The sequence below is a fragment of the Paenarthrobacter sp. 2TAF44 genome, from assembly GCF_052114885.1.
GTDB lineage: Bacteria > Actinomycetota > Actinomycetes > Actinomycetales > Micrococcaceae > Arthrobacter.
In genome coordinates, this window is the sequence record NZ_JBFRFP010000007.1 from 42,180 (window position 1) to 64,290 (window position 22,111).

General features: G+C 62.6%; 20 protein-coding genes and 1 riboswitch. Of the genes, 15 read left to right on the forward strand and 5 right to left on the reverse strand.

From position 1 onward, the window contains the following. Positions 1-28: 28 nt before the first annotated feature. Complete coding sequence (locus tag AB4Z15_RS08795; protein ID WP_442016988.1) at positions 29-667, reverse strand: VOC family protein; 639 nt, start codon at positions 665-667, stop codon at positions 29-31. A 226-nt stretch (positions 668-893) separates the two neighbouring features. Between AB4Z15_RS08795 and AB4Z15_RS08800 the strand changes: the two genes are divergently transcribed. Together AB4Z15_RS08800 and metX are read left to right on the forward strand one after the other, a co-directional pair. Beyond that, entirely contained in the window at positions 894-2,210 is a 1,317-nt protein-coding gene (locus AB4Z15_RS08800) for a bifunctional o-acetylhomoserine/o-acetylserine sulfhydrylase (RefSeq protein WP_442016989.1), read from the forward strand. Between the two features lie 139 nt (positions 2,211-2,349). Next, positions 2,350-2,464, forward strand: a riboswitch (SAM riboswitch). A 14-nt stretch (positions 2,465-2,478) separates the two neighbouring features. After that, positions 2,479-3,600, forward strand: coding sequence for a homoserine O-acetyltransferase MetX (gene metX / locus AB4Z15_RS08805; protein ID WP_442016990.1), 1,122 nt, complete (start codon positions 2,479-2,481; stop codon positions 3,598-3,600). Positions 3,601-3,606: 6 nt separating this feature from the next. Here the strand turns inward: metX and AB4Z15_RS08810 are convergent, their stop codons facing one another. The 3 genes from AB4Z15_RS08810 to AB4Z15_RS08820 are packed head-to-tail and all read right to left on the reverse strand — an operon-like array spanning position 3,607 to position 6,156. Beyond that, entirely contained in the window at positions 3,607-4,053 is a 447-nt protein-coding gene (locus tag AB4Z15_RS08810) for a hypothetical protein (protein WP_442016991.1), read from the reverse strand. Between the two features lie 43 nt (positions 4,054-4,096). Beyond that, positions 4,097-5,251 (reverse strand): winged helix DNA-binding domain-containing protein, encoded by a 1,155-nt coding sequence (locus tag AB4Z15_RS08815; protein WP_442016992.1) that lies wholly within the window; start codon positions 5,249-5,251, stop codon positions 4,097-4,099. Between the two features lie 59 nt (positions 5,252-5,310). Further along, entirely contained in the window at positions 5,311-6,156 is an 846-nt protein-coding gene (locus AB4Z15_RS08820) for an SGNH/GDSL hydrolase family protein (RefSeq protein ID WP_442016993.1), read from the reverse strand. 68 nt (positions 6,157-6,224) lie between these two features. Between AB4Z15_RS08820 and AB4Z15_RS08825 the strand changes: the two genes are divergently transcribed. Next, positions 6,225-6,878, forward strand: coding sequence for an alpha/beta hydrolase (locus AB4Z15_RS08825; RefSeq protein WP_442016994.1), 654 nt, complete (start codon positions 6,225-6,227; stop codon positions 6,876-6,878). Between the two features lie 70 nt (positions 6,879-6,948). On the opposite strand, the gene AB4Z15_RS08830 is transcribed toward AB4Z15_RS08825, so the two are convergent. Continuing rightward, complete coding sequence (locus tag AB4Z15_RS08830; RefSeq protein WP_442006213.1) at positions 6,949-7,176, reverse strand: RNA-binding S4 domain-containing protein; 228 nt, start codon at positions 7,174-7,176, stop codon at positions 6,949-6,951. Positions 7,177-7,199: 23 nt separating this feature from the next. Between AB4Z15_RS08830 and AB4Z15_RS08835 the strand changes: the two genes are divergently transcribed. From AB4Z15_RS08835 to dnaG, 12 genes are all read left to right on the forward strand, one after another. Continuing rightward, positions 7,200-8,204 (forward strand): DMT family transporter, encoded by a 1,005-nt coding sequence (locus AB4Z15_RS08835; RefSeq protein WP_442006214.1) that lies wholly within the window; start codon positions 7,200-7,202, stop codon positions 8,202-8,204. Between the two features lie 136 nt (positions 8,205-8,340). After that, positions 8,341-9,726 carry a glycine--tRNA ligase gene (locus AB4Z15_RS08840; RefSeq protein WP_442016995.1) on the forward strand — a complete coding sequence of 462 codons (1,386 nt, stop codon included), beginning with the start codon at positions 8,341-8,343 and terminating at the stop codon, positions 9,724-9,726. A gap of 2 nt (positions 9,727-9,728) precedes the next feature. Further along, the gene (locus AB4Z15_RS08845; RefSeq protein WP_442016996.1) at positions 9,729-10,691 is read left to right on the forward strand and encodes a GNAT family N-acetyltransferase; all 963 of its coding nucleotides are present in this window, start codon (positions 9,729-9,731) and stop codon (positions 10,689-10,691) included. 215 nt (positions 10,692-10,906) lie between these two features. Next, complete coding sequence (locus AB4Z15_RS08850) at positions 10,907-12,280, forward strand: FAD-binding oxidoreductase (RefSeq protein ID WP_442016997.1); 1,374 nt, start codon at positions 10,907-10,909, stop codon at positions 12,278-12,280. A 55-nt stretch (positions 12,281-12,335) separates the two neighbouring features. After that, positions 12,336-13,838: a YibE/F family protein gene (locus AB4Z15_RS08855; protein WP_442006218.1), complete on the forward strand. Its 1,503-nt coding sequence runs from the start codon at positions 12,336-12,338 to the stop codon at positions 13,836-13,838. 111 nt (positions 13,839-13,949) lie between these two features. Beyond that, positions 13,950-14,888 carry an ABC transporter ATP-binding protein gene (locus AB4Z15_RS08860; RefSeq protein ID WP_442006219.1) on the forward strand — a complete coding sequence of 313 codons (939 nt, stop codon included), beginning with the start codon at positions 13,950-13,952 and terminating at the stop codon, positions 14,886-14,888. After that, the gene (locus AB4Z15_RS08865) at positions 14,885-15,661 is read left to right on the forward strand and encodes an ABC transporter permease (protein ID WP_442006220.1); all 777 of its coding nucleotides are present in this window, start codon (positions 14,885-14,887) and stop codon (positions 15,659-15,661) included. Before AB4Z15_RS08860 ends, AB4Z15_RS08865 begins: the two co-directional genes overlap by 4 nt. Before the next feature lie 29 nt (positions 15,662-15,690). Further along, the gene (locus AB4Z15_RS08870) at positions 15,691-16,800 is read left to right on the forward strand and encodes a sensor histidine kinase (protein WP_442006221.1); all 1,110 of its coding nucleotides are present in this window, start codon (positions 15,691-15,693) and stop codon (positions 16,798-16,800) included. Then, positions 16,797-17,408 carry a response regulator transcription factor gene (locus AB4Z15_RS08875; RefSeq protein WP_442006222.1) on the forward strand — a complete coding sequence of 204 codons (612 nt, stop codon included), beginning with the start codon at positions 16,797-16,799 and terminating at the stop codon, positions 17,406-17,408. Before AB4Z15_RS08870 ends, AB4Z15_RS08875 begins: the two co-directional genes overlap by 4 nt. 83 nt (positions 17,409-17,491) lie before the next feature. Continuing rightward, positions 17,492-18,673, forward strand: coding sequence for a tRNA dihydrouridine synthase DusB (gene dusB, locus AB4Z15_RS08880; protein WP_442006223.1), 1,182 nt, complete (start codon positions 17,492-17,494; stop codon positions 18,671-18,673). A gap of 64 nt (positions 18,674-18,737) precedes the next feature. Continuing rightward, entirely contained in the window at positions 18,738-20,054 is a 1,317-nt protein-coding gene (locus tag AB4Z15_RS08885; RefSeq protein ID WP_442016998.1) for a deoxyguanosinetriphosphate triphosphohydrolase, read from the forward strand. Between the two features lie 58 nt (positions 20,055-20,112). Beyond that, positions 20,113-22,041, forward strand: a complete 1,929-nt coding sequence (gene dnaG / locus AB4Z15_RS08890) for a DNA primase (protein WP_442016999.1) — start codon at positions 20,113-20,115, stop codon at positions 22,039-22,041. Positions 22,042-22,111 lie beyond the last annotated feature (70 nt).

Here is a 22,111-nt window from a genome sequence, read left to right on the forward strand (position 1 = left end):
GGAGCAGGCCCCCAAGGGAAGTGACGCGTCAGATGGTGACGGCGCCGGAGGCTGTTTCGAAAGTGACGGACATGATGCCAGGCGTACCGTGCGGGGCCATCCACTGGACAGCGACGTCCTCGAGCGGCTTCTCAACGGGTTCGCCCAGCCATTCGGTGACGCGTTCCGCCGAGCCCGCAATGGTGAGGCTGGACATCTTGACGTCACTGTCATAGACCTTGGACGGGTGCAGTGAGGGGTCGCCCTCCCACTTGAGCAGGTACGGCACCTGGGGATCGGCGATCAAGCCGAGAATGCCGATCTGCTGCCACACGAGTTCGCGGCCATCCGGGAACTTGCGGTTGCCCGGAACTGCGGAACGGCCGAGGCGTTCTTCGAAGGGGGCGAGGTCGTCAACGGCGACGCACCAGCCCATCCAACCGCCGCCAGCCGCCGAGCGTGCTCGGACTGCCTGGCCAAAGGGTGCCTTGTCAGAAGCAGGATGGTCCAGGACCTCTACGACTTCCAGGTATTTGTTATCCGCCAAGGGAATGATCATGTTCCGGGTACCGAAGCGCGGGTGCACTCCGCCCCGGACTGCGTCCACTCCCAGAGCTGCGGAAATTCGTTCGGTAGTGGCCAAAAGGCCATCTCGTTCACAAGCGTAAGAGACGTGATCCATGCGCATGGCTTCATCTTGGCACTTTGTGATCGGGGTCTCAGCTAAGGGAAGCCTAACTAACATGGGACCTTGCTGTATGCCATTCGACTGCGTCATGCCGGGTCGCCCAAAGACCGAAAAATACTGCCTTCGTCACAAAGCTGTCCAAGTACCCGGGCGCTTCCTAGACTGGCCCCAGCCCACGCCTACAGCGATCAACGGCAAACCCGCGCGCCACTAAGAGGAGAATTCAATGTCCCAAGGATGGTCTTTCGAAACCCGCCAGATCCACGCAGGGCAGGAGCCTGACTCTGCCACGGGAGCGAGGTCGCTTCCGATCTACCAGACCACGTCCTTCGTTTTCCCCAGCGCAGAGAGCGCAGCCAACCGCTTTGCCTTGGCCGAGCTCGCCCCGATCTACACCCGAATCGGCAACCCGACTCAGGATGCCGTTGAGCAGCGGATCGCCAGCCTCGAAGGCGGGCTGGGCGCATTGCTCCTCAGTTCAGGACAGGCCGCGGAAACCTTCGCCATCCTGAACATTGCCGAGGCCGGTGACCATGTCGTCGCCAGCCCCAGCCTGTACGGCGGCACCTACAACCTGCTGGCACACACACTGAAGAAGTTCGGTATCTCCGTGACGTTCGTGGAAGACCCGGACAACCTGGACCAGTGGCGCGACGCCGTGCAGCCCAACACCAAGCTGTTCTTCGGCGAGGTGGTGTCCAATCCGCGCCAGGACGTGCTGGACATCGAAGGGATTTCACGCACTGCGCATGAAGCTGGCGTGCCGCTGATCGTGGATAACACGCTCTCCACCCCATACCTCATCCGTCCCATCGAATGGGGTGCGGACATTGTGGTGCACTCGGCTACCAAGTATCTGGGCGGCCACGGTGCGGCGATCGCCGGCGTGATCGTGGACTCCGGAAACTTTGATTTCGGCAAGGACCCGGAACGCTTCCCTGGATTCAATACTCCGGACCCCAGCTACAACGGACTCGTTTACGCCCGGGACCTTGGCAAGGACGGCGCGCTCGGAGCCAACCTCTCCTACATTCTCAAGGCCCGCGTGCAGTTGCTGCGCGATCTGGGTTCGGCCGTTTCCCCGTTCAACGCCTTCCTCATCGCCCAAGGGCTGGAAACCCTGAGCCTGCGCGTCGAGCGTCACGTCTCGAACGCCACCAAAGTGGCTGAATGGCTGGAAGCCCACGACGACGTCGAATCGGTTGCCTTCGCGGGTCTGCCGTCCAGCCCTTGGTACGACCGTGGCCGTAAGTACGGGCCGAAGGGTACCGGCGCAGTGGTGGCATTCAACATCAAGGGTGGCGTCGAGGCCGGCAAGCGATTCGTCGATGGCCTGGAGCTGCACTCCCATGTTGCCAACATCGGTGACGTCCGCTCGCTGGTTATCCACCCGGCGTCGACTACCCACAGCCAGCTCACGGTCGAACAGCAGCTGGTTGCGGGCGTGTATCCCGGCCTTGTCCGCCTGTCGGTGGGAATCGAGCACGTGGACGACATCATTGCTGACTTGGAGGCTGGTTTCCGGGCTGCCAAGGGCGCTTAGCGGGGCGGCCGCCCGCCGACGAAAATTCGCCGGGCGGCCCTTCTCGCTGCGTGTTCCTGAACGAAGGGACCCCAAACCGTCACACAGCTGTCACATTCTTCGCCAAAACAGCGGTATTTTTCCTAGACTCTACGTATTAGGTCATGAGTGCCAGTGACAGCCCCGGCTTGCTGGCCGGCAACCCTCCTCCGCGGTGGGGTGCCCCGGGTGAAGACCTGGCCTGTCGCACGCAAGGCGGCAGGCAAGCGCGAGGTTAGGTGTCAAAGGAATGACCATTACTGCTACAGCACCCCCAAAACCGGGCAAAGAAGACGGGACGGTCAAGTACGCCGGCGTAGGTTCGCTGGAACTTGAAGCCGGCGGTTTTCTCCCGGATGTTGTGCTGGCCTACGAAACCTGGGGGCAGCTGAACGAAGATGCGTCCAACGCCGTCCTCGTTCAGCACGCACTGACGGGCAGCACGCACGTGGCCCGCGGTGCCACCGACGAGGAAGGCTGGTGGGAGCAACTCGTTGGTCCCGGCGCGACGATCGACACCAACCGGTTCTTCGTTATCTCCATCAACATTGTGGGCGGCTGTTACGGCAGCACGGGACCATCGTCCCAGGCTCCGGACGGGCGGCCTTGGGGATCCCGCTTTCCTCTCATCACGTTGCGCGACAGCACCGTGGCTGAAGCCCGTCTCGCGGATGCATTGGGCATCAAGGCATGGCACGCAGTCCTCGGCGGTTCCATGGGCGGGGCGCGGGCACTTGAGTGGGCGGTGACCTTCCCTGAGCGTGTTCAGAGGTGCGCAGTAATTTCTGTCGGCGCCTACAGCACAGCTGAGCAAATCGCTTTCGCCCAGTCGCAGACGCTCGCCATCCGCCAGGACCCGAACTTCAACAACGGCGATTACTACGGTGGACCAACTCCCGAGGCGGGCCTTGCCCTGGCCCGACGGATAGCGCATATCACGTACCGATCAGCCCTGGAGCTTGATTTCCGCTTCGGCCGCGAAGCCCAGCACCAAGAGACGCCCCTGGCTGCTCCGGTCCTGGGGGAGCGTGGCCGCTACCAGGTGGAAAGCTACCTCGACCACCAAGGCACCAAGCTGGTGCGCCGGTTCGATGCCAACAGTTACATCGCCATCACCGAGGCACTCATGTCCCACGACATCAGCCGTGGCCGGGGCACCTTGCAGGAAGCCTTGGCCGGCGCCACTGCTGAATTCTTTGTGGCAGCCGTCGACTCGGACCGCCTCTACTTCCCGGCCCAGTCATTGGAACTGGCACAAAACCTGCCAGGCAACGTCCCCGTCCACGTGATCGAGGCCCCCATCGGGCACGACGGCTTCCTCACCGAAATCGGGCAACTGTCAGCCCAACTGCATCAGGCCTTCTTCGCGTAAGCCGGCTCAGCCGTTCATGATCTCGCCGCGCTGCTTCATGTAGTCCTCCATGGCGATCTCGCCGTTGCTGAACTTGAGGTCCAGCTCGGCCAGCTTGCGAGCACGGAAGCCTTGCTGCTCAGAGCCGCTGTTGCTGGGAAACGTAGGTGAAGAAGCGTTCGACGGCGGTCCCGCCGGCGGTTGCGCGTCGGCAGGACGGATGGTGGTGGGCTCCCCGGGATAGCCCGGGTAGTTCGGAGTGGGATACCCCTGCGCCGGATAATTCGGTGCTGGAAGATTCTGCGGGGGATAGCCGGGGCCAGGGTAGTTCTGGCCAGGATAGTTCTGACCCGGGAAGCTACGGTCTTGGAAATTACGGTCCTGAAGCCGCCGCGCCCGGGACCTGTTGTACAGGCGGATCCCCATGGGAATCAGCCACGAGCAGACGATGATCCAGAAGATCAGATTGTTCACGGTGCAGGCCTCCTAGGTCTTAACCCAGCTTAGTCCTGCGGTTTCACACCAGCTTGGTCTCCATGCCCAGGAACCTCCCGTATCGTTCCGCCTCGGCCTCCAACGCTTGTTGTTCCGCTGTTGTGAAGGGTCGATTTACTCTGACGTCGAGTTCGCAGATCCCACCGGAGAATCCGTGACGCCACCATCCGGCCAACCTGCCCTCCAGCAACACGACGTGAATGGGAGCATCGCCCTCCGGGAAATAGGGAGCCCTTCCGCCGAGGTAGTGCCTCGATTGGGAATAGCCCATCACGTACTCGTCATAACACTGGATGAGATCCACGCGGGGGAGCCGCGGCCCATCGTCAGCTGGCGGAGTCGCTGCAAAGGCTTCGACGTCTTCTGCTGGCAAGCAGAAGTCCAGGCCGTCAATCGCCACAGTCGCCAAGGCGCCTGGAAGGGACTCTTCAGCTATCTGCAAGCCAAGCCGCACATCCTTCATGGTCAGTCCGGACCAGGCGGCACAGTCCTTGATGGTGGCGGGCCCCCGGCTGGTGAAGTATCGCAGCGCCAGCTGGCCCAAAGCCCATTCTCGGTCGTCCCCGATCAAGGGCGCGTTGCCAGTGGCGGGCACACGTTCGTGGAACAAGGCGTAGGTCTGTTTGAGCGCACCCCCTGCAGAACGGACCGGGGCGCCGCTCACCAGGATTTTGCTGATCTCTGCGTGCATGAGGTGGTAAACGAGGCCTAGTCCTTTCCCGGGGAGCCCCGCCTGTTCCAGTACCCCGGCTAATTCTTCGCGTGTTTTGTGGGCTCCACCGGCCACGGCTTCGGCAAGGATGTCTCCGCTCCTGGCAGCGGCATGCTCATCAACTCCCGTCTGCCTGTACATGCCTTTGTTGCCTTGATGAAGGCGATCCGCAGACAATCCCATCAACCAGCCGAGGTCCTCACGATGCACAAAATGCCACGTTGGCCGCAGGATATGCGTCCGGAGGATCCTGCCGTCAGCCACCGCCTGCTCCACCTCATTGGCAGTGGTCCTGGGCGTTCGCTGGGCAAGGCTCCACCTCGCATAGGGAAACTCCTGCGACTGCACGGCAAGGAGGTTTCGCAGCACGTTATCAATGCTTTCACCGTAAGGATCACGCAACTGCTGACGCCGAAGCCTGAACTGCACAACGTCAGCCGGAGTCAGTGAAATGTCAGCGTGCATCGCGGAGCTCTTTCCGCGCGTCAGTCCTGCAAGCGCCCGTCACCCTTGCACCCGTCACCTTAGCCGCGCGGCAGCATGGTGCCGTTCGGACCGAAGACCGGTCCCGGCGTCGGGCGCTTTGGGGTAATGCCATCGCCGGAGGACCGATGACGCAACCTTCGGATGACCCAGGGAACAAAGTACTCACGGGCCCACACCAGATCCGAGGAACGGGCCTCACGCCAGGTGCGAACCGGCAGGGGCTTCGGCGCGAGCGGCTCCAGTGTGTGCTGGACGTTCAGCGCTTCCAGGACCATCATCGCGATCGTGTGGTGTCCCAGCGGTGAGAAGTGCAGGCGGTCTTCGTCCCACATCCGGGGATCGGCCAACTGCCTCAGGGACCACATATCGGCGATGATGGCGTCGTGCCGTGCAGCCACCGTCCTGAGGTTTTCGTTGTAGATGGCCACCTTGCCTCGGATGCGGCCCAAGACGGAGGACGCAGTGTCCGGTCCGTTGAACAACACCACGGTGGCACCACTGGAGGCCAGTTCCTGAACGGCACCATCCAGCTTCTCCGCCAAAAGGTCCGGGTCGCCGCCGGGCCGGATGAGGTCATTGCCGCCGGCCGAAATAGAGACGAGGTCCGGCTGGAGTTCCAAGCAAGGACCAACTTGTTCATCCACGATCTGCTGCAGTAACCGCCCACGGATGGCAAGGTTGGCGTAGGCAAAATCTTCGTGGCCGCGGCCCAGTTCTTCCGCTACACGGTCAGCCCACCCACGGAAGCCGCCGGGATTCTGTGGCTCGGGATCCCCGATGCCTTCCGTGAACGAATCCCCCAGTGCCACGTAACGGCTCCAAGGGTGAGTTTGTACCGGGTCGCCCGGCTTCACCAATGAATTGACGTCACTCACGCTTTCCATCCTGCCTTGAACCTGCAAACCTACGCCACCGTAGGTTGTTACCCATCAGTAACTGCAAGAATAGACCCATGACTGAAGCCGTTGCATTCCCCGCGCCCGTTGTCCTGTGGTCCCATGACGAAGCCGAGCGGGAGGGCAAACCGCTTCTGCTGCTGTTGCACGGCTACGGCTCCAATGAGGACGATCTCTTCAGCCTCGCCGGCCTGCTTCCCGAGGGATTTGTAGTGGCTTCCTTGCGGGCACCAATGTCCATGGGCCCCGGCTTCACGTGGTTCCCGCTCACGGCGTCGATCGAGTATTCCCTTGAAGCAGTAAAGCTTGCCGCTGATTACGCCCTTGAGTGGTTGGACACGGTCAAAGCCAATCATTCTTCAGTGACACTGCTTGGCTTCTCCATGGGCATGGCAATGGCGACCACCATGCTCCGCTACCGTCCCACGGACTTCGCTGCCGTCGTCGGGCTTTCGGGTTTTGTGGTGGACGCTGGCGATGACGCCGCTTTCCGCGATGCTGAACTGGACGGCACCTTGCCGATGTTCTGGGGCCGCGACCAGCAGGACCCCGTTATTACTCCGGACAAGATCGAATACACCATGGGATGGGTGCGCAACCATGTGGACCTCACCAAGGTGCTCTACACCGGCATGTGGCATGGCATCAACCAGCAGGAGATCGGCCACGTGGGCGAATTCCTGACCCACAAGGTGCTCTCCACCACGTAGAAAAGCAACGCGGGGTCACTTGTGGCCCCTTGGAAGCCTCACAATGGGCCAAAAGTGACCCCGCGTTGCTTCAGGCGCTGGTGATCCGGACGGTCTGGCCGTTGACGGTAACGGTATCTCCGGCGTGGAGTTGGCGGCCGCGGCGGTCGTCGATTTCGTCGTTGACCTTGACCAAGCCGTTCTTGATGAGCTCCGTAGCTTCAACGCCGTCCTCCACGAGATTGGCGAGCTTCAGCAGCTGCCCGAGGCGGATCATGTCGTCGCGGATGGGGATCTCTTCGATTTCGGGGTTGCTCATACAGCAATGATGCCTGAAGTAGTGTGGGGTCAGTGCCGCAGCCTTCTCTCCGTTCAACCCTTCCGCTCGCCATTGGCCTCCCTGTTGCAGTAGCAACTGGCCTGGTCATTCCGCTTCAAGGAAGGATCAACGGGGCGCTCGGGGCCCGGTTGAATGATGGCATCGCCGCCGCCGTGGTGAGCTTCACCACAGGACTCGTGCTCATCGCTGCCATTTCCGTTGCCACGCCCAAAGGCAGGGCAGGTCTTCGGCGCATCGTCCCGGCAGTCCGCAACCGGAGCTTTCCCCGCTTCTACGTCATGGCCGGCGGGATCGGCGCTCTCTTCGTCTTCGCCCAGTCCTTCACCATTGGCCTGTTGGGTGTGGCCCTGTTCACCGTTGCTGCGGTTACGGGACAGACCCTCAGCGGACTCCTCGTGGACCGCATGGGCATCGGTCCCGGCGGCAAACGGTCCATTACGGGAGTGCGGATCCTGGGCAGTGTGCTGACGGTTGCCGCAGTTGCTTGGGCTGTTTCCCCTCGCTTCGGGGGCAATACCGATATCGCCTCCCTGTTGCTGCCCGTCCTGCTGCCTCTGGCGGCAGGGTTTCTCATGAGTTTCCAGCAGGCCATGAACGGAACCGCCACCGTTCACTACGGGACGCCTGTGGCCGCCACGCTGGTCAACTTCATCGCCGGTGCCGTCATCCTTTGGATCGCTTGGCTCATCAAACTTTCCGTGGCGGGCGCGGGCAACCCACTTCCGGGTGAATGGTGGTTCTATCTGGGCGGCCCCATGGGCTGCCTTTTCATTGGGCTTGCAGCGCTTTTGGTCCGAAGCCTTGGCGTGCTGGTCACCGGTCTTGGCATGATTGCCGGCCAGCTGGTCGGTTCCTTAGTGCTCGACGTCGTGATCCCCAGTCCCGGTGCGGTGGTCGCCTTGCCCACGGTGTTGGGTACGGTGCTGACGCTCGCGGCGATCATCGTAGCCACGTTGCCCTGGCCCCGGGGAGCATTCGTACGAAAGGTCCCGGCTAAAGGCCGGTAGGCTAGGACACGCAGCTTTCTGCACAGTTATTATCCGCACCAATTCCCCAGCCCACCCCGCCGGACAACCTCGTCCGGAATCCGGGGCAACCACCGCGGACCGCACCCAGCGGCCCTGTAGAACAAATGGAGTACCCATGGCAGCAAAATCCGTCCTTGACCAGGTCATTTCCCTCTCCAAGCGGAGGGGCTTTGTCTTCCAGGCCGGTGAAATCTATGGTGGCTCCCGTTCGGCGTGGGATTACGGACCCCTTGGTGCGGAACTGAAGGAAAACATCAAGCGCCAGTGGTGGCAGAGCATGGTCCGCGGCCGCGAAGACGTCGTTGGCCTGGACTCCTCAGTCATCCTTCCCCGCCAGGTTTGGGAAGCCTCCGGCCACGTGGAGGTCTTCTCGGACCCCCTGGTGGAATGCCTGTCCTGCCATAAGCGCTACCGTGCTGACCACCTCGAGGAAGAGTACGCGGAAAAGAAGGGCCGTCCCGCCGAGAACGGCCTGAAGGACATTGCCTGCGCCAACTGTGGCACCCGTGGCCAGTGGACCGAACCGCAGGAATTCTCCGGCCTCCTGAAGACCTTCCTTGGCCCGGTGGCCAACGACGAAGGCATGCACTACCTGCGCCCGGAAACGGCCCAGGGCATCTTCGTGAACTTCAACAACGTCCTCACCACGTCCCGGAAGAAGCCGCCGTTCGGCATTGGCCAGATCGGTAAGTCCTTCCGCAACGAAATCACACCGGGCAACTTCATCTTCCGTACCCGCGAGTTCGAACAGATGGAGATGGAATTCTTCGTCGAGCCCGGCACCGATGAGGAATGGCACCAGTACTGGATGAAGGAACGCATGTCCTGGTACACCAGCCTGGGCATCCGGGAAGAAAACCTCCGCTTCTTCGAGCACCCGCTTGAAAAGCTGAGCCACTACTCCAAGGGCACCACGGACATCGAGTACCGCTTCGGTTTCCAAGGCTCCGAGTGGGGCGAACTCGAGGGCATCGCCAACCGCACGGACTTCGACCTCTCCACGCACGCCAAGGCCTCCGGTACGGACCTGAGCTACTTCAACCAGGCCACCAACGAGCGCTACACCCCGTACGTGATCGAGCCCGCTGCCGGTTTGACCCGCTCCTTCATGGCCTTCCTGATTGACGCCTACACCGAAGACGAGGCACCCAACGCCAAGGGCGGCGTCGACGTCCGTACCGTCCTGAAGCTGGATCCGCGGCTCGCCCCGGTCAAGGCGGCCGTCCTTCCGCTGAGCCGCAACGAGGACCTGTCCCCGATGGCAAAGGCGCTGGGCACCCAGCTGCGCAAGAACTGGAACATCGACTTCGACGACGCCGGCGCCATCGGCCGCCGTTACCGTCGCCAGGACGAAATCGGTACTCCGTTCTGCATCACCGTGGACTTCGATACCCTCGAAGACCAAGCCGTGACCATCCGTGAGCGCGACACCATGAGCCAGGAACGCGTGTCCCTGGACAAGGTTGAGGCTTACCTGGCAGCACGACTGATCGGCGCCTGACCGTGGCTTTGGAATACCGCGAGTGGAAGGAAGGCGACGACCTCGCCCTCCTGGAAATCTGGGGCGGCCCGGAGACGCTGCCCGCAGAACAGTTCCGTGCTGCTTTGGCGCCTTCAAGCAACCAGCCTTGGCGCCGCTGCATCGTCGCCGAGGACGTCGTTGACGGCGTTCGTATCCCCGTTGCCGCCGGCGTAGTCCACGAAGCGTCCCTGCACCCGGAACGTCTCTGGGCTTACATCGAGGTTGCCAAGGACCATCGCCGGAACGGCGTTGGGGCCACCCTGCTGACTATGCTGCGCCGCGAAGCCGGAAACGCGCCGTCGGGCGTTTCCAAACTCCGCAGCAAAGTTGAGCCGGGCACGCCGGGCGCTGCTTTCGCCGATGCCGCAGGTCTTGGACCCATCCAGCGTTCCCAGTTGGTAGTGGTGGAGCCTGAGCCGCTGAAGCTCCCGCGGTTCGGCGACGGTTCCGAGGAAGCTGCGTCGGAGCGCGTCGAGGACCTCGCCACCGGTTCCGTGGAACTCAGCGAAGTGGTGGGCAGCTACTACTCAGCCGTCCATCACTGGGACAGCCCGGGTGAGCTCAGCATTCCTACGGTGCAGCGGCTCTTCCTGCACGATCTCACCGGGGCGCACGGGGCCATTGTGCTTCGTGCACCGAAGGCAAGTGCCTTTGGTGGGGGAGTGCCGGCCAGCCGAAAAGGCAAGATCCAGGCCTTCGCCATCAGCTACGCCCAGGGCAACTCCGAAGAACCCTCGGATGTCTTCCTGGGTCACGATCCGAAGCTGTCCGTCGACGACGCAGAGGCTGCTGTTCGGGACCTGCTGGCGCTCATCGCCTACCAGCACCCAGTGCTGTTGGAAGTGGACGAATCGATGACGGCCCTGCGCGGTGTCCTGGCTCCCTTGCTGGAGTCGGGCAAGGCCCACGTTCGCGGTGCTGACACACTGATCGTGAGCGACTGACCAGGTATTTCGCACGTCCGGATCCCGCTGTGCCCATCGCCGATGGGCAGGGCGGGATCCTGGCTTTAAGCTCAGCCAGCATTCATGGTGGAAAAGCCTTGACGCGGCCATGGCGCAGGAGTAGGAAGACGACGTAAGCCACGCGCCGGCACACTCGGAGGGAAGCGGCGTCTGTGGACCAGTTCCGGTCTCCTCTGAATCGGCGGTAACAACAAATGAACGGTACGGCCTTGGACGGGCTGCGGGATCAGCTGCGTGGACAGCTCATCACTCCTGAAGACCCTGAATATGATTCGGCACGGGCAGTCTTTAACGCCATGGTCGACAAACGTCCGGCGGGAATCGTCCGGGTGGCCCAGGTAGCGGATGTGATCGCGGGGGTGAACTTCGCACGGGAGAATTCCATGCCTCTGGCCATTCGGGGCGGCGGACACAGTGCCCCTGGATTTGGAACAGCGGATGACGCCCTGGTGCTGGACTTCGTCAACCGAACGGGGGTCCGGGTGGACCCGGAGACCGCCACTGCGCGGGCCGAAGGCGGGACGACATGGGCTGACTTCAACCACGCAACCCACGCCTTCGGACTGGCGACCACTGGCGGGATCGTCGGTTCCACGGGAGTGGCCGGACTTACCCTGGGAGGCGGCATAGGTTATCTGGCCCGCAAGTACGGTCTCTCCTGTGACAACCTCATTTCCGCCGATGTGGTCACGGCGGATGGAAAGTTCCTGGTGGCCAGCGAAGACCAAAACGAGGACCTGTTCTGGGCGCTCCGGGGTGGTGGCGGCAACTTTGGCGTGGTGACCTCCTTCGAGTTCAAACTCCATCCCGTTGATATGGTCCATGCCGGAGTCATTCTCTACAGTGCCGAGCATACGGACACTGTTGCCCGCTTCTACCGCGATTACATTGCGAATGCGCCGGAAGAGTTTGGCGCCTTTCTGGGCTTCCACCAAGGCCCGCCAGTCCCGTTCCTTCCCGAAGAGTGGCACGGCAAGCCTGTCTGTGTGGTGGTGGGGATGTGGACAGGGGACATGGGAGAAGGCGAAGCACGGTGGCAGCCCTTCCTGGACGCCGCTCCTGTTGCCGGCTCGCTGGTAGCTCCTATGCCTTATCCAGCCCTGAACGTGGCTTTCGACGCCCTGAACCAGAAAGGAATGCAGGGCTACTGGAAAGCGAACTTCCTTCCCGAGCTCAGTGATGGCGCCATCCAAGCTCACGCTGAACACGGCGCGACGGTCACCAGCGTCAATACGTCCGTCCACGTTTACCCGATCGACGGCGCCGTCTCACGCGTTGGCGTCCACGACACAGCTTTTGCGCACCGGGACATGAAGTTCGCGCCGGTCATTGCCGCGCAATGGATGGAACCTACGGATAACGAAGCCAACATCGCCTGGGCGCGAGGCTATGCGGCGGCCCTTGCACCGCACTCGGCGCTGGGCGGGTACATCAACTTCATGGACACTGAAGACCAGAACAGGATCACTGACAACTATGGCCCCAACTGGGATCGTCTGGTGGAGGTCAAGAGCAAGTACGATCCCGGCAACCTTTTCCATGTGAACCAGAACATCAAACCCGCCTGAGGGAAGGGTTTGCATGTTGCCCGGCTAGGCTTGAAGCCATGAGGTTTTGCAGCTGATGGGTCACGGACACTCCCACGGTCACGGTCATTCTGAAAGTTCCGAGCCAACCCCGCAGGCAATTGCATCCCGGAAGCGCGCCAACTGGCTCCTGGCTGCAGTGCTGGTTCCGCTTGGTGTGCTCACTGTCATCGCCATGATGGTGATGTGGCCCTCAGGCAGCCGGGACGGAATCTCCTTCGCGAGTCCGTACCAGGCTGCCCCGGGAGTGACCTTTGACACCGGCAAGATCCAGAGCGTGGTGCAGGAAAGCTGCACCCAAACCGGACAATCCACGCAAGGACAGACGGACACTGGCCAGACTGACACCGGCCAAACAGGCCAGTCCGGTGGTTCAGATTGCACTTTTGCCTTCACCCAGCCGGACAAGGGCGGGGAAGCCGTCAAAGTAGTGATCAACCCCGACGTCGCCAAATCCCACGGGGTGGATGTGGGGGACTCGATCCGCTATCTGAATCTCTCAGGTGTCCAGGGCGCATCTCAAGGCAACGGCTCGCCGTCGTACGTTTTTGTGGACTTCGTGCGGACCCTGCCCATTGCCCTGCTGGCCGTGCTCTATGCGGTGGTAGTGATCGCTGTGGCGCGCTGGCGCGGCTTCCGGGCGCTCCTTGGTTTGGTTGGCGCTTATGCCGTGCTGGTCGGCTTCATCCTGCCGGGACTTGTGGAGGGGAAGCCGCCCCTCATGCTGGCTTTGGTGGGCTCCACGGTGATCATGATCGGGGTCCTGTACTTCGCCCACGGATTCTCGGCGAGGACGTCCACGGCACTGCTCGGAACCATCTTCGGGTTGGGCATTACAGCGCTCTTGGCGGCGTGGGCCACCGATGCTGCCAACCTTGCAGGCGTCGGTGACCATAACGCTGCCACGCTGATAAATATGTCGGACAAGATTTCAATCTCCGGCATCATCTTGTGCGGCCTGATCATCTCAGGCCTCGGCGTCCTCAACGACGTCACCATTACCCAATCCGCTGCCGTGTGGGAACTTTACGAACTGGCCCCGAACACCAGTGCCCGGAAGCTGTTCTCCTCTGCGATGCGGATTGGCCGGGACCACATCGCCTCCACCGTTTACACCATTGCCTTCGCTTACGCTGGTGCCGCCCTTCCCATCCTCATCATCGTGATGCTTTACGACCGCCCACTTGCCGAGGCCCTGACCACTGCGGAGTTGTCCGAGGAAGTCATCCGGACGCTGGTCGGCTCCATCGGGCTCGTGCTCGCCATCCCGGTTACCACGCTGATTGCCGTCCTGGTGGTCAAGGCCACGGGCGTGAAGCGTGCCATCCCGGCGCCGGCTCTGTTCGTGAATCCGGACGATGTGGACGATACCGGTACGCTCGCTGCTGCGGCCGCCGTCGTGGGTTCTGGCCGAGGTGAAACGCTCGACGGCGGCCGGTCTTCCCGCGCGGTCGGCAAGCCTGCCCGCCCGGGGAGTCGCCGTGCCCAGCGTGAGGCGGAGCGCCGCGGCGACGATGATGGTGCGCGCAACTCCATGTGACGGCGGGGCCATGACATTTGTCATCTTGGACCGGTGACACCCTCCACGGGTCCACGGGGGCAATCCCGGCTTGAATGGATGGTGGAACAAGACCGCCAATCAGGGAGAACCATGGGAATCACGGGAGTGCCGGCAGTCCACGCCGTCGGACTGCACAAGAGCTTCGGGGAGGTCCGTGCCGTTCGTGGCTTGGATCTGACCGTGCACCAAGGCGAAGTTGTGGCCTTCCTTGGGCCCAATGGTGCAGGCAAGACCACCACCATTGACATGATCCTAGGTCTTAGCACCCCCGACCAAGGTGAGGTTTCGATTTTCGGCCACTCGCCCCGCGGCGCCATCGCCCGAGGACAAGTGGCCGCCGTCATGCAGACCGGCGGATTGCTTCGGGATATCACTGTCCGCGAAACCGTTCAGCTAACGGCCGCAATGTTTGACTCCTCGCGGCCAGTGGAGGAGGCGCTGACCCGTGCCGGCATCCTGGATATCGCCAACCGACGGGTGGAGAAATGCTCGGGCGGCCAGCAGCAGCGCCTCCGCTTTGCGATGGCGCTGGTGTCGGATCCCGGACTGCTGATCCTGGACGAACCGACCACCGGCATGGACGTAGCTGGCCGCCGCGATTTCTGGGCCGCCATCAGGGCGGACGCCTCGCGCGGCCGGACAGTAATTTTCGCCACCCACTACCTTGAGGAAGCGGACGCTTACGCGGATCGGATCGTCTTGGTCCGTCAGGGCACGGTAGTTGCCGATGGCACGGCGGCCCAGATCAAGAACCTTGCCTCCGGCCGCACTGTCAAGGCTTCCTTGCCAGCCGCTGACCGGCATCTTCTGGCGGGACTCCCACCAGCGGACACCGTTGACTACGACGGCGGAAGGCTCGCCGTACGCACGGGGGACTCGGACGCGGTGGTCCGCTACCTGCTGAACAGCACTGCAGCACACGATCTGGAAGTCGTGGCGAACAACCTTGAGGAGGCCTTCGTGGCGCTCACAGGGGATGGAGCAGAATCAGAAACCACCGAACCCGCACTCGAAGGAGACCGGGCATGAGTACGGCAACAGCAATGCAGGACCGCAAGCCCTCCGCGGGCGGTATCAACCGGACGTTCCTGTGGATCGAGATCAAGCGGATGCTCCGCAACCGCAGGACAGTCATCTTCACAGTCGTCATGCCCGCGATCTTCTTCTTCATCTTCGGCCTGTCCAACAAGAACCAGCAGTTGCCCAACGGCCACAGCTATGGTCAGTACATCCTGATCAGTCTGACGGTGTACGCAGCCATGACCGCGGCCACCGGAGCCGGCAGCCAGGTGGCGGTGGAACGTGCGCAAGGGTGGAGCAGGCAGCTCCGGCTTACTCCTCTGCTTCCCGGTGCCTATATTGCTGTCAAGGCTGCGGCAGCCCTGACGTTGTCGCTCGTCGCTGTGATCGCCCAATTCGTCATCGGCGCTTTGGCCGGGGTCACCATGGACCTCCAGACATGGGTGACAGCTGGATTGGTTGCCTGGCTGGGTTCGTTGGTTTTCGCAGCGCTGGGCTTGTTCGTGGGGTATCTCATGCCAAGCCAGAATGTAATGCAGATCCTTGGCCCGGCACTGGCTATCCTGGCCATGCTTGGCGGGCTCTTTATGCCGATCGAGATCATGGGCGAGACCTTTGGTGCCATCGCCAAGTTCACCCCGGCATATGGGATCGGGCAGTTGGCTCGGAGCCCCATCACTGGCGACTTCGATGCAATGTGGATCGTAAATGTGGTCATCTGGCTCGCGATCTTCGTTGGCGGAGCCGCGCTCGCATTTCGTCGCGACACCAAGCGCGTCTGATCCTGTCCACGTTGACTAGGGTGGGGGTCATGAGCTCCGAGAAGACCGGTGGCATGTTCCGTGGGCCTGGACCCAGAAGATGGTTTGCAGGCGCAGGCTTATCCATTCTTCTCTGGGCTTGGCCCACGTGGAACCTGGTGTGGTCCGTCAACGAGCCGCTTCCCTGGAAGCTGGCAGCCTCCACATCATTGATTGCCTTCTTCGTCGCCTACGCCGTTCTGCCGATGTACAGCCGGCGCCGCGGCAGCCGGACAGGCCTGGTGTGCGTCGGCATTCTCTTCGCCTTGAACGGGCTGGTGATTTTCCTGGTCGGCCGGGAGGCACTCTGGACGTGGCCGTTCCTCGCCTGTGCGATTGCCATGACAGCGTTGCCACCGCGCGTTGACTTCGCCCTGATCGTGGCGCTTGCGGCAGTCTCCTTGGCTACCGGGCTGTCCACAGACACACCGGAGCAGGCCTTTTCCCAGCCGGCACTCATCTTGTCGCTGGGCCTCATGATGTCTTCCTTTGCACGGATGATCCGGCAGACGTCCCGGTTGCGTGCGGCACAAAGCGAACTGGCGGATGCGGCCGTTGCCGCCGAGCGGAGCCGGGTTGCACGCGACATGCATGACATCCTGGGACACTCACTGACGGTGATCGCCGTCAAGGCTGAATTGGCCGGCCGGTTGATGGAAGGAGCCGCTGGGCCGTCCTTGGACAGGGCAGCGGCGGAAATCAGCGACGTGCAGGACCTTGCCCGCGGCGCCCTCGCTGATGTGAGGGCCACTGTCGCCGGTTATCGCGGCGTCAATGTCCTCGCCGAACTCGCAGCTGCCAGGAGTGCGCTGGAATCGGCAGGGATCGAGGCCGAGTTGCCCGGGACAGTTGAGCAAGTTCCTGCCCGGCATCGCGAGCTCTTCGGCTGGGTATTGAGGGAAGGCATCACCAACGTTGTGCGGCATTCCGGCGCCGCGCGTTGCCGCGTCCTGCTGACAGCGTCCGGCGTCCTGGTGGAGGACGACGGCGTGGGGCCGGCTCCCGAAGCCCGTCCGGGAAGCGGGCTGGATGGCATACGGGAGAGGGCGGCTGTGGCTGGCGGAAGCGTCAGCGTCGGCACCAGTGACCTTGGAGGGTTCAGATTGGCAGTTGACGTATGAGTATCCGATTGGTGATCGCTGACGATCAGGCACTGGTGCGTGGGGCTTTGGTGGCATTGCTGGGGTTGGAGCCAGACATTGAGGTGGTTGCAGAATTGGGCGATGGCACGGGCGTCGCCGCTGCTGTGGTGGAGCATTCCGCGGACGTCGCGATGCTGGATGTCGAGATGCCGGGCCTGGATGGAATCAGCGCAGCAGCTGCCGTACGCCGGGCGGCGCCTTCGTGCCGGGTACTGATGGTTACCACCTTTGGGCGGCCTGGCTACCTAAAACGCGCCATGCAGGCCGGAGCATCGGGGTTTGTCGTCAAAGATACCCCGGCGCGACAACTGGCCGATGCGGTGCGCCGCGTTCACCGGGGGCTTCGAGTGGTGGATCCAGCACTCGCTGCGGAATCGCTGACGTCCGGCGACAGCCCCCTGACGGAGCGTGAGACGGAAGTGTTGAGGGCTGCCGCTGCCGGTGGAACTGTTGCGGACATTGCCAGGACAGCGATCCTTTCCGAAGGGACGGTGCGGAACTACCTCTCCGCGGCGATGGCCAAGACCGGTGGAAGGACACGAGCCGAGGCGGTACGAATCGCTGCCGATAACGGTTGGCTCCTGTAGGGAATTACGGAACAGACGCGGGAACGTGCTGTGCCGAATAGTCGCCCGAGAGCCGATTTGCCCTGATTTGCGACAATGGATGGGTGACTGTAGTAGCAACGCCCCCTGCCCCAAAGCTTGAGCTTCCGCCTTTGCAGCTCGGCGGGATCACCGTGGACACTCCCGTGATCCTTGCCCCCATGGCGGGCATCACCAACTCAGCCTTCCGCAGGCTCTGCCGCGAATACGGTGGTGGCCTGTACGTGGCCGAGATGGTGACATCGCGTGCGCTGGTGGAACGGACTCCGGAATCTTTGCGCATCATCTCCCATGACGAGGATGAGAAAGTGCGTTCCGTGCAGCTCTACGGTGTTGACCCCGTAACGGTCGGCGCGGCAGTCCGCATGCTCGTCGAGGAAGACCGGGCTGACCACATCGACCTCAACTTCGGCTGCCCGGTGCCCAAGGTCACCCGCAGGGGTGGCGGTTCCGCGCTGCCATGGAAGATCGACCTCTTCACGTCCATCGTCCAGACCGCGGTTAAAGAAGCTTCCAAGGGCGGTATTCCGCTCACCATCAAGATGCGCAAGGGCATTGACGAGGACCACCTGACATACCTCGACGCCGGACGTATCGCGCGCGATGCAGGCGTGGCCGCCGTCGCCCTGCACGGCCGAACGGCCGCACAGTTCTATTCCGGCCAGGCTGACTGGTCCGCCATCGCGCGTCTTCGTGAAGCGCTGCCAGACATTCCAGTGCTGGGAAACGGTGATATCTGGTCCGCCGAGGACGCTGTCCGCATGGTCCGGGAAACCGGCGTGGATGGCGTAGTGGTTGGCCGTGGTTGCCAGGGCCGTCCGTGGCTGTTCGGTGATCTGCAGGCGGCGTTCGAAGGCAGCGACCAGCGGCACCGTCCGGGCCTGCGGGAGGTCGCCGAAGGCGTCTACCGTCACGCAGAGCTCATGGTGGAGACCTTCGGCAACGATGAGTACAAGGCACTGCGGGAAATCCGAAAGCACATGGCTTGGTACTTCAAGGGTTACGTAGTTGGCGGGGAGCTTCGCGCCAAGCTGGCCACGGTTCCCACCCTTGAGGTCCTGCGCGGACTCCTTGAAGAGCTGGACATGGATTTGCCGTATCCGGGCATCGATTCCGAGGGCCCGCGCGGCCGCGCCGGATCACCGAAGAAACCCGCGCTGCCCAAGGACTGGCTCATGAGCCGTCAGCTGAACGCGGAACAAAGTGCTGAAATCTCCGCAGCAGAGCTGGACGTGTCAGGCGGCTAGCTTCACACGTGTAAGACTGGCTCAAGAGGCACCACACCACGGCGCTTTAAGGAGGCAGATACCCATGGGAACCGAAGCGATGCTGGGCCGCACTGGAACGCCGCACGATTACGTGCTGGCAATTCCGGGCTACACCGAAGCAGATTCTGCGCGGTGGGTGGAAGAGTCGCGAAAGACCACGTACCGTTCCGATTTTGAACGCGACCGCGCACGGGTCCTGCATTCCTCGGCCCTGCGACGGCTGGGCGCAAAAACCCAGGTTGTTGCTCCTGATACCGACGATTTCGTTCGTACCCGTCTGACGCACAGCCTGGAGGTTGCGCAGGTAGGCCGTGAACTTGGCCGTTCACTCGGATGCGATCCGGACGTCGTGGATACCGCATGCCTTAGCCATGACCTCGGTCACCCACCTTTTGGCCACAACGGTGAATCTGCCCTGAATGAGGTGGCACACACCATTGGTGGCTTCGAAGGCAACGCGCAGACGTTGAGGTTGTTAACGCGCCTGGAACCGAAAGTCCTTGCTGAGGACGGCAGGCCCGCCGGGCTCAACCTGACCCGCGCCAGCCTTGATGCTGCGTCCAAGTACCCGTGGTCCGCCGTCGACGCCCCCGTCATCCATGGCCACCGCACCAGCAAGTTCGGCGCGTATGAGGACGATCTTCCCGTGTTCGAATGGCTGCGTGAAGGCGCTCCGGGCAACCGTTCCTGCATCGAGGCCCAGGTGATGGACCTCGCGGACGATATTTCCTATTCCGTCCATGACGTCGAGGACGCAATCGTTGCCGGCCACTTCCAACTGAAGTGGATGGAGAATCCGGACCACCGTGCCCGCGTCGTGGGCTACACCAAGCAGTGGTACCTCCCACACAACGATCCTGCTGACATTGATGCTGCCCTTGCCCGGTTGGAGGCCACCGCCGTGTGGGTTCGTGAGGCCGATGGCAGCCGCAAGTCCATGGCCGCGCTGAAGGACATGACCAGCCAGCTCATCGGCCGGTTCTGCCAAAGCGCCATGGAAACCACGCGTGACCATTTTGGCCCTTCCAACCTGACCCGCTATGGCGCCGAGCTGATGGTCCCGGAGGACACAGTGACCGAAATCGCGGTCCTGAAGGGCCTGGCCACCACGTTCGTCATTTCCACGGACCACCGCCAGCCCGTTTATGAACGCCAGCGCGAAGTCCTGCACGCCCTGGTGGGCGTGCTGAACGCCACAGGCGACCGCCACCTCGAACCGATGTTCGCCGCTGACTGGCGTGACGCTGCCGACGACGGTGCGCGGCTGCGGGTAGTGATTGACCAAGTTGCATCGCTGACGGATGGTTCAGCGCTGGCCATGTACGAGCGCCTGGTGGGGAGCCTGCCGTCGCTCTGGTAACGCTTCCGTCGGTCCGTTAACGGCGGGGCTTCTTGGGGCAAGCGGCTAGGATGGTCACGTGGCTGGCCTCATCAAACGTGAAGATATCGACGAAGTACGCCAGCGCACGGATATCAAGGAAGTCGTTGACGGTTACGTCACCCTGAAGAGTGCTGGCTTGGGCAGCTTCAAGGGCCTGTGCCCCTTCCATGACGAACGCTCACCATCCTTCACTGTCCGCCCCCAAGTGGGCAGATATCACTGCTTCGGCTGCGGCGAAGACGGGGATGCCATCTCCTTCGTCCAGAAAATGGACCACAGTTCCTTCCACGAGGCAGTGGAAAAGCTGGCCGCCAGGATCGGCTACGAGCTGCGTTACGAGGACGGCGGCACCGGTCCGAACCGCGAAGAAGTGGGCAAGCGCCAGCGCCTCCTGGATGCCCATAAGATCGCCGACGAGTTCTTCCGTGCCCAACTGCTGACGCCCGGAGCCGCCGAGGGCCGCAACTTCCTCGACGGCAGGGGCTTTGACCGCGCGGCCGCCGAGCACTTCGGCGTGGGCTATGCGCCGCAGGGCTGGGACTCGCTCCTCAAGCACCTGCGCGGCCGTGGGTTTACGGATGCCGAACTCAAACTTACGGGCATGTTTTCCGAAGGGAACCGGGGCATCTATGATCGCTTCCGTGGCAGGCTCATCTGGCCCATCCGGGACATTGCCGGGGATACCATCGGCTTCGGCGCCCGGAAACTCTACGAGGACGATCAGGGTCCAAAGTACCTGAACACCCCTGAAACGACTCTCTACAAAAAGTCCCAGGTCCTCTATGGGATCGACATCGCCAAGCGCAACATTGCCAAGGACCGGCAGCTGGTGGTGGTTGAGGGGTACACCGACGTCATGGCCTGTCACCTGGCAGGAGTCACGACGGCGGTCGCCACCTGCGGCACCGCGTTCGGCACCGAACACATCAAGATCGCCCGGCGCCTGCTTTCGGACGACGGCACCGGGGGAGAAGTAGTGTTCACCTTCGACGGAGACGCCGCCGGCCAGAAGGCCGCCCTCCGCGCCTTCGAGGAAGACCAACGATTCGTCGCGCAAACGTACGTCGCGGTAGAGCCCACTGGCGCTGATCCCTGTGATCTTCGTCAACTCAAGGGCGATGCCGCAGTACGTGAACTCATCGATAGCAGGAAGCCGCTCTTCGAGTTCGCCATTCGGGCCTCGCTCCGCAGGCACAACCTGGACACGGTAGAAGGTCGCGTCGCGGCGCTTCGGGAAGCGGCGCCCGTTGTGGCACAAATCCGCGACTCCGCCATCCGCCCCGCCTACATCCGCGAACTAGCCGGTTGGTTGGGCATGCCGATTGAGGAAGTCAGCCGCTACGTTGGGGCCGCAGCCAAGCGCGCGGCATCCGGCGCTGCTTCATCTGGCGCTGCTTCATCTGGCGGGGCTCAGTCCGGCGCTGCGGAGCAATCCACGACGACGACGGCAGCATCGTCGAACGGTCAGGCGTCGAACATTCAGGCCTTCAACCGTCCCGACCCGCGGGACCCCGTGGCAGGCATGGAGCGCCAAGCGTTGGAAGTGGTCCTCCAAGAGCCCTCAGTCCTGGGCGACGGGGCATGGGAGCGCTTTGAGGCGTCCCATTTTGCTACTCCTGCCTACGCGGCGGTCCACGCAGCCGTGCGTGCCACAGGACTGGCCCACGCGGCTGATCCCGTGGCATGGGTGGAGCACATCAGGCAGGAAGTCCCGGAGCCTCTGCGCCCCTTGGTTTCTGAGTTGGCAGTAACTCCTTTGCCGGCCAGCACCCCGGAAGCTATGCAACGATATTGCCGGGACATTTTGGCAAGGCTTTTCGAGCTGCAGATCACGCGCATTAAAGCGGACAAGATGGGCCAACTGCAGCGCCTTGATGCAACTGCATTTCCCGAGGAATTCCAGCGCCTGAACCGGGAACTGATGGTGTTGGAAATGCAGCGTCGAGCCTTGCGTTCAGACTCCTGAGGGCCCCTGCCGAGGACCGTCGGAAGTGGCCTGGAGGTTCGATTTCGTTTTCCGGCGGGGCCCTGTTAAG

Bases quoted from the DNA above. Each gene is read 5' to 3' on its own strand.
- AB4Z15_RS08795 (WP_442016988.1), bottom strand. From the start codon at position 667: ATGCGCATGGATCACGTCTCTTACGCTTGTGAACGAGATGGCCTTTTG.
- AB4Z15_RS08800 (WP_442016989.1), top strand. From the start codon at position 894: ATGTCCCAAGGATGGTCTTTCGAAACCCGCCAGATCCACGCAGGGCAG.
- metX (WP_442016990.1), top strand. From the start codon at position 2,479: ATGACCATTACTGCTACAGCACCCCCAAAACCGGGCAAAGAAGACGGG.
- AB4Z15_RS08815 (WP_442016992.1), bottom strand. From the start codon at position 5,251: ATGCACGCTGACATTTCACTGACTCCGGCTGACGTTGTGCAGTTCAGG.
- AB4Z15_RS08820 (WP_442016993.1), bottom strand. From the start codon at position 6,156: ATGGAAAGCGTGAGTGACGTCAATTCATTGGTGAAGCCGGGCGACCCG.
- AB4Z15_RS08825 (WP_442016994.1), top strand. From the start codon at position 6,225: ATGACTGAAGCCGTTGCATTCCCCGCGCCCGTTGTCCTGTGGTCCCAT.
- AB4Z15_RS08830 (WP_442006213.1), bottom strand. From the start codon at position 7,176: ATGAGCAACCCCGAAATCGAAGAGATCCCCATCCGCGACGACATGATC.
- AB4Z15_RS08840 (WP_442016995.1), top strand. From the start codon at position 8,341: ATGGCAGCAAAATCCGTCCTTGACCAGGTCATTTCCCTCTCCAAGCGG.
- AB4Z15_RS08850 (WP_442016997.1), top strand. From the start codon at position 10,907: ATGAACGGTACGGCCTTGGACGGGCTGCGGGATCAGCTGCGTGGACAG.
- AB4Z15_RS08855 (WP_442006218.1), top strand. From the start codon at position 12,336: ATGGGTCACGGACACTCCCACGGTCACGGTCATTCTGAAAGTTCCGAG.
- AB4Z15_RS08860 (WP_442006219.1), top strand. From the start codon at position 13,950: ATGGGAATCACGGGAGTGCCGGCAGTCCACGCCGTCGGACTGCACAAG.
- AB4Z15_RS08865 (WP_442006220.1), top strand. From the start codon at position 14,885: ATGAGTACGGCAACAGCAATGCAGGACCGCAAGCCCTCCGCGGGCGGT.
- AB4Z15_RS08870 (WP_442006221.1), top strand. From the start codon at position 15,691: ATGAGCTCCGAGAAGACCGGTGGCATGTTCCGTGGGCCTGGACCCAGA.
- AB4Z15_RS08875 (WP_442006222.1), top strand. From the start codon at position 16,797: ATGAGTATCCGATTGGTGATCGCTGACGATCAGGCACTGGTGCGTGGG.
- AB4Z15_RS08885 (WP_442016998.1), top strand. From the start codon at position 18,738: ATGGGAACCGAAGCGATGCTGGGCCGCACTGGAACGCCGCACGATTAC.